The following is a 16,323-nucleotide window of genomic DNA, read 5'->3' on the forward strand; positions in this document are numbered from 1 at the left end:
TTTGTCGATTATTTATTTACCAAGGCAAAAGAAACGCCCGGCACTGAGATAAAGTTGCCTTCAAGCAAGTTAATCAGTTAGAGCCACCCCTTATTTTAAGGATTTTCGCCTCCTCATTGGTCATGCTGATTTTCCTGGTAATCGTTGGCAAATTCCTGTAAGTCATCCATACTAATCGTTTCCAGTGGGTATGGAGACTGTGCCTGAAAATCTAAAATCGCTTGATAATCATACTGGGCTTTCCCCGGAAATTCGGCATCATACAGGAGCACCGCTCCATCCGTGTGGTTTAGGACAAAGTCCTGATACTGGCGCAATTGATACGACCCCTGATAGTCCTCCTTATGGACATCGGCATAGAAATCAACCTGCTGTTTTAAATCAGCCAACCGCGTCTGGCTCGCCTCCTGCCACTGCGAACCAAAATGACCAAAGGGCAAGAGCATCGCGACGCGCAAATCCGGATAGTCTGCTTTTAAATCCAACGCTACTTCAATCGCCCAGGTCTCCACTCCGAGTTGACCGCCCGTAATTACCCATTCCAGACCTAGGTCCAACTGTTCTATCATCGTTTTCTTGATAGCATACTTCAAAACCTGAACTTTGGGGTCCTTTTCCTTAAAGACACCCAATTCATATGTTCGATAACCGGTCATCCAAATCCGACTCATAATGGGTGCCGCCCATCAGATTGTGGTTGTTCGACTAGGTGATTACCATCTACTGGTTGAGACTGATTTGTCTGAACCAACTTGCCCACGGTTTTCGGAAGCGCTTGTTTTGCCTGATTTTCAGCTGATTTTTTTTGATGCCGCTGTGCTCTTTGATCAGCCACCGGCTGACCAGCCCGTTTGCCAACTGACAAATCTGCCAGGTAATCGTCGAGCGCCTGCAAATAATCCAGACTGGGCATCAGGCTTGGCCTGACCAAATAGCCTGCTGCCACAATATCAGCATATGGCAATGACCGATGGCCATCAAGGGCCTGCCAATTGCGGACCAAATCAGGTGCTGGATAGAGGTAAGTTTCATCTAAAATCGTAAATTTGATGAGAACAAAACCAACGCCTCCTTGGGCCACCACCTCGGATAAGTGGCGCACTTGGTGTTCATGAAAATTCTTCATTGGAAACGAAGTTTTGTTCTTGGTTTCCTTAGCATCAAAATCAACATAACGGCCCTGATAAACACCGTTATAATCAGTCGTTGATGGTTGCTGAAAATAAGCTTCCGTGATTTTAGCTGCTGATCGTGCTGGATAATCAACATTAACAATCGTCACCGGTGTCGGTTTCTTATAAATAACCGCAAGATGGTTGGCCAAATAGTATTCGTTGGCATCGTTAATCAGGCTTTCAAGAGCCATCCCCCGTCGCCCGAAGAGGAGGCCTTTTTGCGTCTTCTTGCCGCGTTGAATTTGATTTTTCACTTGCTGCCCATCGCCATGGACACCCTTGGGATAATTCACCATCGTGTTTCCTCGAATTTCTAAGTTACACTTATTTTAACATATTACATAAATAAGGCGGATTGATGAAAATCTGATAAAATCCCTTGACTTTTTCTCATTTTATTCTAATATAAGGTTAATCATTGAATAACAGAAGGAGAATTATTATGACGAAAGCAAAAGTAAGCGACCTCGACTTTAATAACTTGGGTTTTGGTTATCATGACTTGCCCTACCGCTATAAGGCAGAATACCACGATGGTCAGTGGCAGCCAGGCGAATTGACGACTGATTCAACCATCCATTTGAGCGAGTCAGCCGTTGCCTTGCATTATGGACAAGAAGTCTTCGAAGGTTTGAAGGCCTACCGTCGTAAGGATGGTGGCGTGAACATCTTCCGCCCCGACCGTAACGCCCATCGAATGCATAACTCAGCAGAACGTTTGTTGATGGCTCCATATCCAGAAGATAAGTTTGTTGAAGCGGTGAAGGAAGTTGTTAAAGCCAACCAAGACTTCATCCCTCCTTACGAATCTGGTGGTTCTTTGTACTTGCGACCATTGTTGATTTCGACTTCACCTGAAATCGGTGTCCACCCTGGCCACGACTTCTTGTTCACCATCTTTGCCATGCCAGTTGGCGCCTACTATCCAGGTGGTTTGGCTCCAACAGCCTTTGTGACTTCTGAATTTGACCGTGCTGCTCACGGTGGAACAGGACAAGCCAAGGTTGGTGGTAACTATGCCGCTTCCATGTTGCCTGGTGACAACGCCCACAAGGCCGGTTATTCCGATGTTGTCTACTTGGACCCACGCGAACACGAGTATATCGAGGAACTCGGTTCTGCCAACTTCTTTGGAATTACCAAGGATGGCCAGTTCAAGACACCAAAGTCACCATCAATTCTCCCTTCCGTTACAAAATACTCACTCTTGGCCTTGGCCGAAGAAATGGGCATGAACCCGGTTGAAGAAGCCATTTCCATTCATGATTTGGACCAATTTGCTGAAGCCGGAGCCATGGGAACAGCGGCCGTTATTTCGCCCGTTGGTTCTATTACCCACGAAGGCAAGAAGCATGTCTTCTTCTCAGAAACTGAAGTTGGTCCAAAGACCCAAGCTCTCTATGACCGCTTGATTGGTATCCAATATGGCGACCAAGAAGGTCCTGAAGGTTGGGTGCAAGACGTACCTTTGGTCTAATACCTGCTCATTCAACTTATAAAATCAGGTTACCCAAATAAAACATTTGATGTCCGATAAATCAGAACGAGCCGCGAGGCTGGTTCTGATTTTTTATATGCAAAAATAAAAATTCCAGCCTAATGGCTGGAATTAATTTAACTTTGCTTTTGGTAGGTTGCGCCTGTTACATCACTAATGAAGGTCCGGTGGTTCTTGGTAACCGTAGCCTTTGATGTCACACCGTCGCTTCCTTCAAGGGTCAGTTTGTTATCCTTGAGCCGGTACTTAATGGTCATCGTCTTTTGACCGTCTGAATAAATCGTCGCCTGATCGCCCTTAAAGGTAATCGTCACCTGCGCATTCATATCCCGGTAACTCCCCGATAGGTGGGTTTGTTGGTACGTAATCTTTTGGTAGGCCAGTCCAGCCAGCAAGACTGCCAATAGTCCAACCACGACCGTGACAACTCCTCGCCTTTTGTTCAAAACAAGTAAAAATTGCTTCATCCAACTCTCCTTAGGGCCAAATCAGAATTAGTTAACCCTTCCTCATCTGTTACGCTCATCTTACCACACTCCTGTAGGCCTTTTGTCCGATTTTAGTTCATAACCAGCATTTCTTTTCTGAAAAAATTTCAGAAAGCAATTAGTTAAGATTAGTATCGAAAAGAACCAAGTCGCGGTATCCTAGAACTAAAATCAAAACCCATTTTATGAAGGAAAGAGACAAATGGAGACCAGATTACTACTTGTCGAGGATGAGGAAGGCTTGGCCGATTCCCTCTCCACCGAATTTCAGCTAGAAGGCATCCAAGTGACCCAGGCTCACGATGGCCTGGAAGCCCTGGAAATTTTTAATGACCAACCAGATCAATTTGACGTAATCATCTTAGATTGGATGCTCCCACGCCTGGATGGCTTTAGCGTTTTACGCAAAATCCGCAAGGAAAGCGATGTCCAGATTATTATGCTGACGGCCAGGGACTACATTGGTGATAAGTTGGCCGGCCTGACCAACGGTGCCGATGACTATATCACGAAACCCTTTGAAACAGAAGAACTCCTGGCGCGCATTGAAATCGCCAAACGTCACGGCCAACGACCTCTTGAGGAAAATCAGGAATTGCGGGTTGCTGATTTAATTGTCGATATTAAGAAAAAAAGAGTTTCGGAAAACGGCATTATCATCCCCCTCACCCAAAGGGAGTTCGACCTTTTGGTTGTGCTGATGAACCATGAAAATGAGCCCTGCACCCGCGATTACCTCTTAGACACTGTCTGGGGCGTTGACTTTGAGGGCCAACCAAATATTCTTGATGTCTACATTAAAAACCTCCGCAATAAGCTTGACCAGAATGAAGACCAGCCAAAGCTGATCCATACCATTCGTGGTATGGGCTATATGCTTTCGGCCAACGTTTCTCATGGCTGATTAATCGGCACAGCAATAGCTGGCGATGCCGGCAACTGATTTGTTAGCACAGCAATAGCCGGCGGTGCCGACAGTTGTTTTGTTAGCACAGCAATAGCCAGCGGTGCCGACAGTTGATTTGTTAGTACAGCAAGCCGACGATGCCGAAAACTGATTTGCCCGTACTCATAGCGCCACGTCTCCCAACAGATGATTCGGCTGCACCCATAGCATAGCCCAAGGCGCCCAATAGCTGATTTTCCAGTATATCTGCGGCAACCAATGAAGGTACCCCACCATTGATCAAAACTAAAAGACCAAAGAAAAATAAACAATCCAGCGCCAGCATCATGCTCCGCAGCCAAATCAAAATGATTATCGTCATCACCATTTCTTTTAGCCTGATGATGATTTTTGGCGTAGGCCATAAGCTTCTAAACGACGTGAAGCTCTCAACCTGGCAGATTACCGCCAGTCTTAAGAAAAATGAGATTGATAGCGACCATGATTGGGATGATTGGCGAAAAAACAGTACCGTGGACATTAACCATAGCTATATTTACGTCCATAACCTGCGCCAAGATGCCGAAGCCAGATATTACTTCTCACCGCGAGCCGATGATCTCTTACAAAAGAAGATGATTAAAGTGCCCTTTATCAATAACTTGTATTATCGGCCAGGCTTTGGCTTCCTCTACCGACGCTTTGTTTCTTCCAATGGCATTTACTACACCCTATGGCAAAATATCGGTCCACAACTCTCCATCTTAATGCGTGTGATTGAAGTCTCAGCTATTTTGCTCTCTGTCACTCTGGTTCTCGCCCCCATCTACATTCGTCGGTTAACCGCCAGATTAACGGACCCGCTCACCGACCTGTCAACTAGCACCCAAGTGGTCCATCAAGCAGAGCAATCTGGTCTAATTCAACTTCCTGTTCCCAGTCAGCCAACCGAGGTCACGGAACTTGCACAAGACTTCAACCACCTGCTCGCTCTCCTCAACCAACGACAAGACCAGCAGAAGCTCTTTGTCATGAACGCTGCTCACGAACTGCGCACGCCGATTGCCACCATCAAGAGTCATGCACAATTAATCGACCGCCATGGTGCTGACCACCCAGAAATTATTGAAAAATCAGTGACCTACATCACCAAAGAATCACGGGCAATGCAGCAAATTATCGAAGACCTTCTGGCCATTCTGCGCGTTGAAACGCTGTCATTGGCATTAACGAGGATGAATGTCACTACGGCTGTCAGCGAAATCATGCAACCATTAGAAAAAACAATTCCTCAAAAACTGATTTTACAGCTAGAACCCAACTTGATGGCGCAGACCAACTTGGAGGCCCTCGAGCAGATTCTGCACAATTTGATTCAAAATGCTAGCAAGTATTCAAAACCCTCAGACCCAATTGTCGTTACGCTTTCGAACAAGGAAAATGGTTCTGTGGCTCTCACGGTGATGGATCAGGGCTTGGGTATTCCAGAGGCCGATAAGGCACATATTTTTGAGCATTTTTATCGCAGTGACGATGTCCGTGGCTCCATCCCCGGAACCGGCCTTGGCCTGGCCATTACCAAGCAGTTCGTTGACCTGATTCACGGGCATTTGTCCGTAGCCGATAATCCGACTGGTGGAACAATCTTCACCCTTCTGTTGCCGAGTGCTATTGATACTACCCACCAAAGCGGCCATTCGTAATCATTGATTCACATTGGTAGCATTCCTTTGCCACCCCTTTGGGTGGCTTTTTTAGTCCAATAAAAGGTTGACCTTCCTTGGTCTAATTTGGAATTTAATCGATTTCACGTCATGTTACGATTGCTTACTGTCACCATCAAACCAGCCATCGCCCCATTTCACAGACTGTTTACCGTCCAGCCCGCCTGTCCCATTCTGAAAAAAATTAAGCTTGGCCTTATTTTTCATAAGTAGTTCAAGTTGCATATGCCAACTAAACTATTTGGTATACGTTTCGGAGGAAATACGATGAAAAATAAACAAAAAACACTCTTAAGTTTCGCCCTTATTCTAGCTTTCGCCATTCTAGCTCTCGGCGTCTTGACCAATTCACCAGCCATTACGACTTTCGATTCAACGATTAGCCAAAGCACGGCCAAATTAGTGACACCCACGAATACCGCTTTTTTTACCGTCGTAGCCGACCTGGGCAGCCCACTCGTGGCGATTACACTGACCGTCCTACTGGCTGGCTACGTCTTCTACAAAAAAGACCGCTTCCTAGCTTGTTGGATCATTTTACTCCAGTTCGGCGGTTCCGCACTGACTGAAATCATCAAGGTGACTATTGCTAGGCCTAGGCCCAGCCATCAAATCATTGCTGATACCGGTTTTAGCTTTCCAAGTGGCCACACCTTTTATACGACAATTTTCGTCATTTGCCTGCTGATGGTCGTTTTGCCAAAGATTCCAGTGGACAGTCGCTACTACGTGATTATCCCTGCCTGCACTTGGATTATTTTAGTGGCTTTTTCACGTTTTTACCTGCGTGACCACTACCCATCAGACGTTCTCGCTAGCCTGCTCCTAGCAACTGGATTGTGGTTGCGACTAGAAGGTTATCGCGACCTCCTGCATCAAGCTGCGACTGCCTTTTTAACCCGACGGCAAGCGCGTACTTTACCAAGTAAAAACTAGTCTAAACGAAAACAGTACACTTCCTGATTTTTTATCGATGAACCACAGTACCGCTGTCAGCGTCCTTCGCATTTTTTTATAATTCAAGCGAGACGCTGCCCATACATAAACAAATAACTGATCGATCTCAACTTAGTCAGAATGAAAGGTTCCCCAGCACCATGTCAATCACATCCAAAAGCCACAGGCCCTATTCCCTTTTGGCTGTCCTACTTACCCTCTGCCTCATTATTGGTAGCACCGGCAGCTTTAGTTCACAAACCTCACTCGCCATTGTCAGCACCACCGTCTTGCTCCTGATAGCAAGCTATTATCTGCGGCCTTTTTTCAACCGCTTGAGCATCCGCCAAATCAGAACTATCACCTACCTAGCCCTCACGTTAATGGTTATCGGCCAGGTGCTGATTCTGATTTTTCTACCGGTGTCCGTCTACCACGACCCTTACCGAGTCCTCTCCCAAGCCGATCAACTGGCTGCCGGTGACCACGTCTGGCAAAGTACCTATTTCTGGCGCTACCCCAACAACGTTCCGATTACCTACATCCTGTCCAAATTCTTTGCGCTGGGCCAGCTCGTCCATCTGTCCAACAACATCACGATTCACTTGCTAACGCTGGGCCTACTTGACACCTTTATCGTTTTAGTCTTGAAGACCTGTGCTGACCTAAAGAGTCCTCAGAGCACCTTTTTAGGCCTTCTAGCCTTTCTGACCGCAACACCCTTTGCCTACACTTATTACCTCCAGGTTTTTTATTCTGATTTGCCAGCCATGTTGGCCGTCCTGGTTATTTTCCGACTTTTGTGGCGCTGGCCAAAAGCTAACACTACCAGGGCCAAGGTTAAAATCAGCCTGGGTCTCACTGCCACAGCACTGCTGGGCATGCTGATGAAACCGAATATGATTGTCCTGTTACCTGCTGGATTCTTAACACTACTGATTTTAGCCATCAAGAAAGAACGAACAAAAAAGCAATTGTTGCTCCCAATTATTTGTCTCAGCTTGGGGATGGCCCTAGCGATGCCAGGCACCCTCTTAATTGACCATGCCAGCTCCTATCAGCCACATAGTGCCGAAGCCTTTCCTGCTAGTCATTGGATCTTAATGGGCCTCAATAAAAGTGGGGATGGCATGTACGATGACCAAGACGTCGAAAAAGATATCAGCCTGGGTGACTCCTCTGCCCGCCGACAATATGATAGTCAACAAATTGTTCATCGAATTCAAACGCTCGGTCCATTGGGTCTCAGTGAACTCTGGCTGAAAAAATTAACAATTTTGTTAGACGTCAGCGCCGTCCAAGACTGGTATAACGGTGGCTTTGAATCGGCTCCAAAATGGTATCAAGACCATATTGCCTTTTATCAAAAAGCCATTAAAATCGGCTACGTTGTCGCTTCGATCATTCTCTTTTTCACGGTTAGCCTCCGCCTACTTTGCTGGCGACCACGCTTTCATCGTCAAAAAGACCAACTAGCTCTGCTAGCTGTTTTAACCGCCTTGGGATACCTAGCCTTCCATGTGATTTTTTGGGAAGCAGAATCACGTTATGGGCAAAGTATCCTACCAGCTCTTTTCGTCCTTCTAGTCGCTTTACCAGCCCCTGTCGTCCGTCGACAAAAGGTTACTAAGGTTAAAAGACAAAAACACTGGCCTCGTGTGGCCTTTCTCATTTCGGCAACCATTGCCATCTATGCCGTTTTCCTTCAGTCCTACTCGCTATCCACCATTGTTGTGGCCGCACAACGGAGTCAGCTGTCCGTTCAATACCACGCTCAACCAACAACCATTAACCCCGGCACAACGCTTGAGCAACAAGTTAATTTGGCCAAACCCGCTAATACTTTCTTAGTTCAAATCCAAGCCAAGTCAACCATGACTGTCACACTCCAGAACCTTCAAAGTGGGCAAGTCTGGGCCCTAACAGAAAAGGCCGATGAATTTATCCTAAACCAGCCCCTTCCCGCAGGTTCTTACCAGATTGTCATTCAAAATCAGGGACTAGTTCCTCAGTTAATTGATTTGGTTCAAACGAATAACTACACTCTGGCACCTTTTCCAGTAACGATTAACCAGGTACAAAATAAGAACGCATCATTAATTTACCTCTTTGAATGGCTTAATACGAAGTCATCCTAATAATAGCCATTTTCCGAATAAAAAAGACGAACCCGTCAACACTAACCTGGTCAGCATGACCGGTTGTGAAGCATGGTTCGTCTTTTTGTTTTTAGTTTATGGGACATAGCAAGGCAAATAAGAAAATATTGAAAACCATCAACTCTAAAGCTTGGTTAATAACATGTCAAAATTTTCAAAATACACATTAAAGTCAGCACTGACATCTGCTGTTCATATCATGAATAAACTTACATAAATTCCACTTTAAGTTTCTTACCAAGCGCAGAAGCGATTTTGCTCATAGTATCAAAGCTAGTATTCTGACCATGTTCAATTCTCGCAATCGTTGATTGTGGTACATCTGCACGCTCTGCTAGTTCCCGTTGAGTCAAGCCAGCCCGTTCACGTTCGTTCATCAACGCCACTGCACTCTCAAGTTTGGCAGATTCAGCGTCAAAGCCTGCCTTGAATTCAGGGTCTTTAAGTTGTTCTGCGAGATAATCGTCAAAAGAAATGTTCTTTGCCATAGTTAGTTACCTCCCAGATTCTCATAGTATTCTTTTCTAAGCTCTTTGGCGTGATTAAGCTCAGAAACAGGTGTCTTCTGGGTCTTCTTCGTAAATCCGTGCGTAATCACATGATGCGAACCATCAGCATGAAAGTACAAACCACGCTGAATATTGGATCCTGTCGTCCGTAGCTCAAAGATACCATCCGAAATTTTTTTAATCCACATTTGGCGTGCTGCGACCTGCAACCCAAACTTTTGTGTCTTGGCAATTACGGAAACCAATTTTTGCTTTTCCACCGTCTTTAAATTGTCTAAGAATTCTTTAAATTCATTGTGTCCATTTGGCCGCGTATAGAACTCAAACTTAGGATTTTCCATAATTTTAGTGTACAATCAACAAACTTAAATATCAATATATGCTATCAAAATATCTAGGGCACGAAATAAACAAGACTTCAGATTATTAATAACTAATTTTACATTGTCACACTGTTTTTGATTGCGTTCTCGCTCTTGCCTTTGCTGTTCCTGAGTTAACAATATCTTATACTGTTTATTTGTTTCTTAGATAGCCATTTTTTCAGCCGTCTATCAACATATTTTTATATTAACTACAAAAGCCAGTTCAGATTTCGGGTTCGTTCATAAAAAACGCCCGTATCATTCAATGACGAAGGAGGTCACGAGATGAGCTTTGTAATAACATATAACAATTATCAGGCGACAAAGTTGCACAAAGAACGAATCCAATACGAAGTTAAAAGCCCCCGGCGCGCCTTATTTCATCATTGGTAGCGAAGAAAGTTTAGATAACAATCTTGCATCCTTTGCAAAATTTTTAACTGTAAGTTTTTCAAGCACAGAGTGTTCGGTTTCGGGACTCCAGTAAATTTTTAATTTTTTCTGAGCTCGGGTAATAGCCGTATAGAGAATATTTTGTGTAATTCTCTCTTCTGTCTCCTTCGTAATTACAATCTTTACCGACTCGTATTCCAACCCTTGCGCTTTATGAATGGAGACTGCATATGCGATTTGAAATGGAATAATAGTAGAATCGTTATCTTGATCATCCTCGTCGGTACTCCGATATTTATTCACGCCAAACGAAATAATAGATTTTCCCAATGCCGATTCTCCAATAAGTTCAAAATCATACCCACTGGCCTCAAATTCATTCAATGATTCCTCGAGTTCGATTTCAAACCATATTTTTTGCTGTTCTGGTCGAATGCCAACAATTCTTCCCTTTGAGTTATTGTGAATTAACGGGGAAAAAATGTTCGATTCATTAAATAAAATCGGATCGCCCACTTTATAAGTATTTATTCCCCAAACAATACGCTTAGAAGGATTACTATTTTGCAAAAATCGGTTGATATTGTTGATTCCGTAAAGTCCATCGTAATTCAGACACAGAATAATTTCATCATCTTCGCTATGCTCAAAGATAGATTCGTCCAACCTCGAAACATATCCATTCTTGACTAGCGGTTCTAGAATTGCATCATCAAGTTTGCGGACTCGATCCCAAACGGTCAGCAAATTTTTGTCATTCGTACGATATGGATGAGTTAATTCAAATATCGACGTTTTGGGTACAAATTCTTTTGCAATACTAAACCAGTTTCCGAAATAGACCGACTCAATTTGATAGATGTCACCAACAAGTACAAGCAGTTTAAAGTCAGCTTTCTCTAAAACTTTTCGCATATCTTCATTGCTGACGGTACTACACTCATCAATAAAGAGGATGTCGCAGTCCAAACGAACATTTCGACTCGAAAGAAACTTTGCAATCGTATGGTACTCACTATTTCCAGCCGTGACCTTCCTTCGCATATTATCTACAGCTGGATGCGTGTTGGCTAAGTATATCTTCGTTTTGTTGGCCCAAAAATTAGAAATATGCTTAATTAGCGTAGATTTACCAGTGCCAGCAGAGCCATATATCAATGCAACATGGGATTTGGAAAACATCTGCCGAAGAGCCTTTTGCTTGCTCTGGTCATCAATCGTATACGCTTCTCTTGATATCCACGAATCAACCGATCCTGTATATTGAGCTATGCCAGAGGCCGCCAACTGCTTTAGTGTTTTGATAATCTCCGTGGTATCGTCAACATGACTCTTGATATAGAGATGGGATTTATATTCTTCAATTTTACGGTCAGTATGCTTGTGATACAGAGAGTCATTATATTTCTTAATTAAACTATCAATATTTTCAAAACCATCAATCTTGTCTTTGGGTGTAAAAAGCTGCTCCTCTACCTCTGTATTATTTTTAATATACCTAGCAAGCAATTCGTGCTCATGCCCGGAAACGGGAATAGATTCAAACAAATCATATATTTTTGGATTGTGTCTTCGAAGAGATGTGCAATAAGGCATATCATCAAATGGGATACAGCCATAATTCAAGTAAAGATTCGATAGACGATCGCATTTTTCATTTGAATACTGCCACCTGATAACACGGTTATTCATTTTCTGAAGCAAATATCTTAATACATTGGCGCCTTGTCTATTACCGATTATAATATTTCGACACTGATCAAGCATTTCATAAATACTGACCGATTGAACACCATCTGTAATTTGCTGTTTTATAAAATCATAGTAGGTCTGATCACTGCTCACCAATTCGGTTAAGGACATCTTGACACTTGAAAGGTACCTCATCAACTCTTTGTACTCTTTGGAGTTAGTACTGTGCCTCACTCTTGGTCCAAAAATTTCAGATAGATTATCCCCCACTCGCACGGTCGAATAGACACCTCATATCCATCGATTACGAGAATTGACATATTCTTATCTAAGATACGAATTGTGTCATTGTGTAATGAAAATTTCACAGCATAGTTATCGACAATTTCTTGCTTTGTAAACGCAATCACTCTATCAAATTTACTTGCATTGGAATTTGCAGCAGTAAACGTGATTTCGTAGTAGATTTCTTGATTCACGAAAAAGGGCTTTACTTTTCTCACATAATACCGATCGTTATAAGTTACTGGATAACTATCTGTACTTGGATTTTCAATTTTCTCAGCAATTTTCTCAAAATAATTCGAAAGCTCGGCGTCCGTATCTATAGGAAAATCACTAATATTCTCAAGTACCTCCAAATTGAAATATTTTTTCAAGTACAATTTAATTTTTAGCAGATGCTCATAGTATTTGAGCATAAGACGTTCTGACCCATCCTTGTTAAGGGTATAATGCGACACGGACTTTTGTAGCATTTTGTGGAACCTATAAAGAAACTGTAAATCGCCCCTGCGCTGCACTTTTTTTAAGGACTCCACATTCAAATTATAGTCATTAGGATCAACATCACCACCGTTAGAACATACTTTAATTGCAACATATTCTACAAAATTACGAATCTGACCAAGTATATTCTGGCTTAAGAGGCCCCTATCAGCCACACCTAGTTGAGAAATGTTATCACATATTACACTATTTGTATCTAAAATAGCTTTATCAATTTTAAGCATTCGAATAGTTCTTCTCCTTTTCACCATAAAGATTACTCTACCACAAACAACCGGCTAATTATGACCCACACTTGCGCCGAATGCCATCTTTTCAGCTTACTCCACTACAGTTTCCACGGCGAATTTGGCAAAATCAAGCGGATACCCATATTTGCGCAACAATCTCTTAACAACATTTCGCATGCTTCCCCGAGCCAACTCACGCTGCACCCAGCTTGTCCTTTGAGCAGAGTCGTTCCTTAGATAGATTGTCAGGCGCATAGTTCTTTGACAGGACACCTTTGATACTGTCACTCTCGCTTTCAATAGAAGTCATAGCAGCATCAATGATGGTGCCGACATCTGGTATTTTGGTGGTCTCCACAATTATAGACCAACGTGCATTTTCAGGTAGCTAGAAAATATTTTCGACATCGTAAAAATCACGGTCTTCCGCATCCTCTGAATACTCGGTCGCCTCAAGTTCAGCGTGTCATTCTTCGGATGTATTGGACACATACTTCAGAAAAATCAGTCCTAGTACAACAAGTAGACTGATCCATCGACCCGCGCAACTTGTCACAGGCTTCCCAGAGCTTATCTTAAATTTTCAGTTCATTGCTTTTGGCTGGCATCAGCTTATCCTCCAGTGGTTTCTTATTAGATTCATTTTACTCGATTTAGTCAGTGAATATTCACATTTACATAACCTTCCATTCAACAAATATTCGAGGCTGTCACGCTCTATGCCTTTACAGAACACTTAACATCCTAATTCTTGTCTCAGGACACCGGATTGCCTGGTCGTTAATGACAATTCAACGAAAATCCCCGCCAAGTTCGGTCCTTATCGGCCCAAACTTGGCGGGGATTTAGCAGAGAACACATTCCCCGCCAATAATATCAATTCTATCTTTCCAAGAATGCCGTTAAATCAACATTCCGGTTTCAATTTGCATATAAGTTTTATTCCCATTCAACCGTTGCAGGTGGCTTAGCGGTAATGTCGTACACGACGCGGTTGATGTGATCCACTTCGTTGACGATTCGTGAAGAAACCTTTTGCAACACATCCCATGGCAAGCGGGCAAAGTCCGCTGTCATACCATCAACAGAAGTGATGGCACGAACGGCAATCGTGTATTCATACGTACGGTAATCACCCATGACACCAACAGACTTGTTGTTTGTCAAGACAGTGAAGTACTGCCAAACATCACCTTCCAAACCAGCCTTGGCGATTTCATCGCGCAAGATAAAGTCGGATTCACGGACAGTTTCCAACCGGTCCTCAGTGATTTCACCCATGATTCGAATACCAAGACCTGGTCCTGGGAATGGTTGACGCCAGACCAACTCGTGGTCCATTTGCAACTCTTCACCCAAGGCACGAACTTCATCCTTGAACAACTTGTTCAAAGGTTCGATCAAAGTAAAGTTCATTTCTTCAGGCAAACCACCAACGTTGTGGTGTGACTTGATTGTTTGGGCTGTATCTGTACCAGATTCAATCACATCCGTGTACAACGTTCCCTGGGCCAAGAAGTCAACATCCTTCAACTTAATAGCTTCATCGTTGAAGACTTCGATAAATTCGTTACCGATAATCTTACGCTTTTGTTCTGGGTCAGTAACACCAGCAAGCTTTGACAAGAAACGATCCTGTGCATCAACCTTGATGATGTTCAAGCCAAACTTGCCACCCAACATGTCCATCACTTGTTGTGCTTCGTTCTTACGCAACAAGCCATGGTCAACAAAGATACAAGTCAATTGGTCGCCAATGGCTTTTTGCAACAAGACACCAACAACAGATGAGTCAACCCCACCAGACAAACCAAGCAAGACCTTCTTGTCACCAACTTCGGCGCGAATCTTTTCGATTTGTTCATCAATGAAACCAGCCATTGTCCAAGAAGCATCTGCTCCAGCAATGTTGATGACAAAGTTTTTAATGATTTCCTTACCGTGTTCAGACAACGTTGTTTCGGAGTGGAATTGAACACCGTACAGACGGTCATCATCATTAGCAATCGCTGCAATTGGCGTCTTTTCAGAACCAGCAGCCACAACAAAGTTGTCAGGCAACTTTGTGACGTTGTCTGAGTGTGACATCAAGACAACTTGCTCTTCTGGTGTACCAGCAAAGAGCTTTGAAGGAGCAGTCTGCTTGATAACAGTCTGACCAAATTCCCCATTACCTGGGTTTGCTTCGACTTTACCACCCAAATGTTGGGCCATCAATTGCATCCCGTAACAAACACCCAAGACGGGAATCCCCAACTTGAATACTTCAGGGTCAATTGGATAAGCATCGTCATCATAAACTGATTTTGGACCACCCGAAAGGATAATTGCCTTAGGGTTGTATTCCTTAATTTCATCAATCGTCATCTTCGATGACTTCAATTCAGAGAAAACGCCGAGTTCTCGAACGCGTCGCGTAATCAATTGGTTGTATTGGGACCCGTAGTCCAATACTAAGATTTTGTCATTACCTGTGGTCATGGCTTAGTCTCTTTCCTGTTCAACGTAATTTGGCGCTTTTTTAGTGATTTCCACATCATGAGGATGTGATTCCTTCAAGCCGTTATCCGTGATTTGAACGAATTGTGCGGACTCTTTTAAATCAGCAACCGTATGTGAACCAGTATACCCCATTCCGGCCCGTAAACCACCATCAATTTGGAAAACAGCGTCTTCAGCAACGTCTTCTTTGGCAAGGTAATCAGAGACCATGACCAAATCAGCACCACCAGCCAAGGCCTTAACAACATCACCGGAATAATGGATACCGCCCTGAGCGATAACCGTCTTATCCAATGGGTCTGCCACTTCAGCAATGCCCATCACAGTCGTCAAGAATGGGTAGTGGATGTCATCAGGCCAGTCAGAATGAACTGAACGGCCAGCGATTACGGCATCGACACCCAAGTCGAAGAGTTCCTTAGCAACTGCAGGATCTTCAATAGTTCCAACGGCCAAAGTAACCTGGCCCAATGCTGCCTTCAAATCCTTGATTTCAGCGGCAATATCAGCCGTCAAATCATCATTTAAGTAGAGGAACAAAGCAGAAACACCAGCGCCAACCAATGCTAATGCACGTTCCTTCACGTCAGCGGCCAACCAGATTTCAGCACCAACGGCCACGTGACCATCTTCAGTTACCAAAGTCTGTGGGTTCTTGTCCAAATCAACAGTTGCGGCACGCACAGCTTCAACGGCAGCTACTTGATCTGCAACAGCTTCACTAGCAGCAACCAAACCCAATCCACCAGATTGAGCCACAGCCAAAACGACTTCTTGTTGATCAGCAGCTGGATTAATTGCTGCAGCTGCCAACGGGTTATTCATAGCCAATGCGCCCAAATGCGTCTTCAAGTCGACCAAGTGTGGCAAAACATTTGAAGCTGCTGGGACCAAAAGGGTTTCGTCGTAACCCAAGCCGTGTCGTGTATTCATGTCAGTCATAATTTCTCCCGATCAAAAGTTTGTGTTCGTAAAAA

14 protein-coding genes and 2 pseudogenes are annotated in these 16,323 nt (G+C 43.8%); 5 read left to right on the forward strand and 11 right to left on the reverse strand.

The window, feature by feature from the left end; translation table 11 throughout:
- Positions 1-113 precede the first annotated feature (113 nt).
- Complete coding sequence (locus AABI08_RS06325) at positions 114-671, reverse strand: SLOG family protein (protein WP_338344518.1); 558 nt, start codon at positions 669-671, stop codon at positions 114-116.
- Between the two features lie 188 nt (positions 672-859).
- Positions 860-1,471, reverse strand: a pseudogene (gene recU / locus AABI08_RS06330) (Holliday junction resolvase RecU); the annotation flags it as partial.
- A 146-nt stretch (positions 1,472-1,617) separates the two neighbouring features.
- On the opposite strand from recU, the gene AABI08_RS06335 reads away from it, so the two are divergent.
- Positions 1,618-2,652: a branched-chain amino acid aminotransferase gene (locus tag AABI08_RS06335; protein ID WP_047974253.1), complete on the forward strand. Its 1,035-nt coding sequence runs from the start codon at positions 1,618-1,620 to the stop codon at positions 2,650-2,652.
- 137 nt (positions 2,653-2,789) lie between these two features.
- On the opposite strand, the gene AABI08_RS06340 is transcribed toward AABI08_RS06335, so the two are convergent.
- The gene (locus tag AABI08_RS06340) at positions 2,790-3,140 is read right to left on the reverse strand and encodes a hypothetical protein (protein WP_338344519.1); all 351 of its coding nucleotides are present in this window, start codon (positions 3,138-3,140) and stop codon (positions 2,790-2,792) included.
- A gap of 223 nt (positions 3,141-3,363) precedes the next feature.
- Here AABI08_RS06340 and AABI08_RS06345 point away from each other — a divergent pair, with 223 nt between their 5' ends.
- Positions 3,364-4,065 (forward strand): response regulator transcription factor, encoded by a 702-nt coding sequence (locus tag AABI08_RS06345; RefSeq protein ID WP_338344075.1) that lies wholly within the window; start codon positions 3,364-3,366, stop codon positions 4,063-4,065.
- 121 nt (positions 4,066-4,186) lie between these two features.
- On the opposite strand, the gene AABI08_RS06350 is transcribed toward AABI08_RS06345, so the two are convergent.
- Positions 4,187-4,429 (reverse strand): hypothetical protein, encoded by a 243-nt coding sequence (locus tag AABI08_RS06350; protein WP_338344073.1) that lies wholly within the window; start codon positions 4,427-4,429, stop codon positions 4,187-4,189.
- Between AABI08_RS06350 and AABI08_RS06355 the strand changes: the two genes are divergently transcribed.
- From AABI08_RS06355 to AABI08_RS06365, 3 genes are all read left to right on the forward strand, one after another.
- The gene (locus AABI08_RS06355; RefSeq protein ID WP_338344072.1) at positions 4,416-5,750 is read left to right on the forward strand and encodes a sensor histidine kinase; all 1,335 of its coding nucleotides are present in this window, start codon (positions 4,416-4,418) and stop codon (positions 5,748-5,750) included. The two genes, AABI08_RS06350 and AABI08_RS06355, sit on opposite strands and share 14 nt — an antisense overlap.
- Before the next feature lie 288 nt (positions 5,751-6,038).
- Entirely contained in the window at positions 6,039-6,707 is a 669-nt protein-coding gene (locus AABI08_RS06360; protein ID WP_338344070.1) for a phosphatase PAP2 family protein, read from the forward strand.
- Between the two features lie 335 nt (positions 6,708-7,042).
- Entirely contained in the window at positions 7,043-8,845 is a 1,803-nt protein-coding gene (locus AABI08_RS06365; protein WP_338344520.1) for a glycosyltransferase family protein, read from the forward strand.
- Between the two features lie 230 nt (positions 8,846-9,075).
- Here AABI08_RS06365 and AABI08_RS06370 read toward each other — a convergent pair whose 3' ends face one another.
- The 7 genes and pseudogenes from AABI08_RS06370 to AABI08_RS06400 form a co-directional block, all read right to left on the reverse strand.
- Complete coding sequence (locus AABI08_RS06370; protein WP_203617474.1) at positions 9,076-9,354, reverse strand: helix-turn-helix domain-containing protein; 279 nt, start codon at positions 9,352-9,354, stop codon at positions 9,076-9,078.
- Between the two features lie 2 nt (positions 9,355-9,356).
- Entirely contained in the window at positions 9,357-9,716 is a 360-nt protein-coding gene (locus tag AABI08_RS06375; RefSeq protein ID WP_338344068.1) for a type II toxin-antitoxin system RelE/ParE family toxin, read from the reverse strand.
- 399 nt (positions 9,717-10,115) lie between these two features.
- Entirely contained in the window at positions 10,116-11,996 is a 1,881-nt protein-coding gene (locus AABI08_RS06380) for an ATP-dependent DNA helicase (protein WP_338344066.1), read from the reverse strand.
- Positions 11,997-12,055: 59 nt separating this feature from the next.
- Positions 12,056-12,838 (reverse strand): hypothetical protein, encoded by a 783-nt coding sequence (locus AABI08_RS06385; RefSeq protein WP_338344065.1) that lies wholly within the window; start codon positions 12,836-12,838, stop codon positions 12,056-12,058.
- A 96-nt stretch (positions 12,839-12,934) separates the two neighbouring features.
- Positions 12,935-13,072, reverse strand: a pseudogene (locus AABI08_RS06390) (type I restriction enzyme endonuclease domain-containing protein); the annotation flags it as partial.
- 711 nt (positions 13,073-13,783) lie between these two features.
- A complete protein-coding gene (gene guaA, locus AABI08_RS06395; RefSeq protein ID WP_203617480.1) occupies positions 13,784-15,325 on the reverse strand; it encodes a glutamine-hydrolyzing GMP synthase in 1,542 nt (513 codons plus the stop codon).
- 3 nt (positions 15,326-15,328) lie between these two features.
- Complete coding sequence (locus AABI08_RS06400; protein WP_203617494.1) at positions 15,329-16,288, reverse strand: IMP dehydrogenase; 960 nt, start codon at positions 16,286-16,288, stop codon at positions 15,329-15,331.
- Between the last annotated feature and the right edge of the window lie 35 nt (positions 16,289-16,323).

This window comes from Fructobacillus evanidus (assembly GCF_963580165.1).
GTDB lineage: Bacteria > Bacillota > Bacilli > Lactobacillales > Lactobacillaceae > Fructobacillus > Fructobacillus evanidus.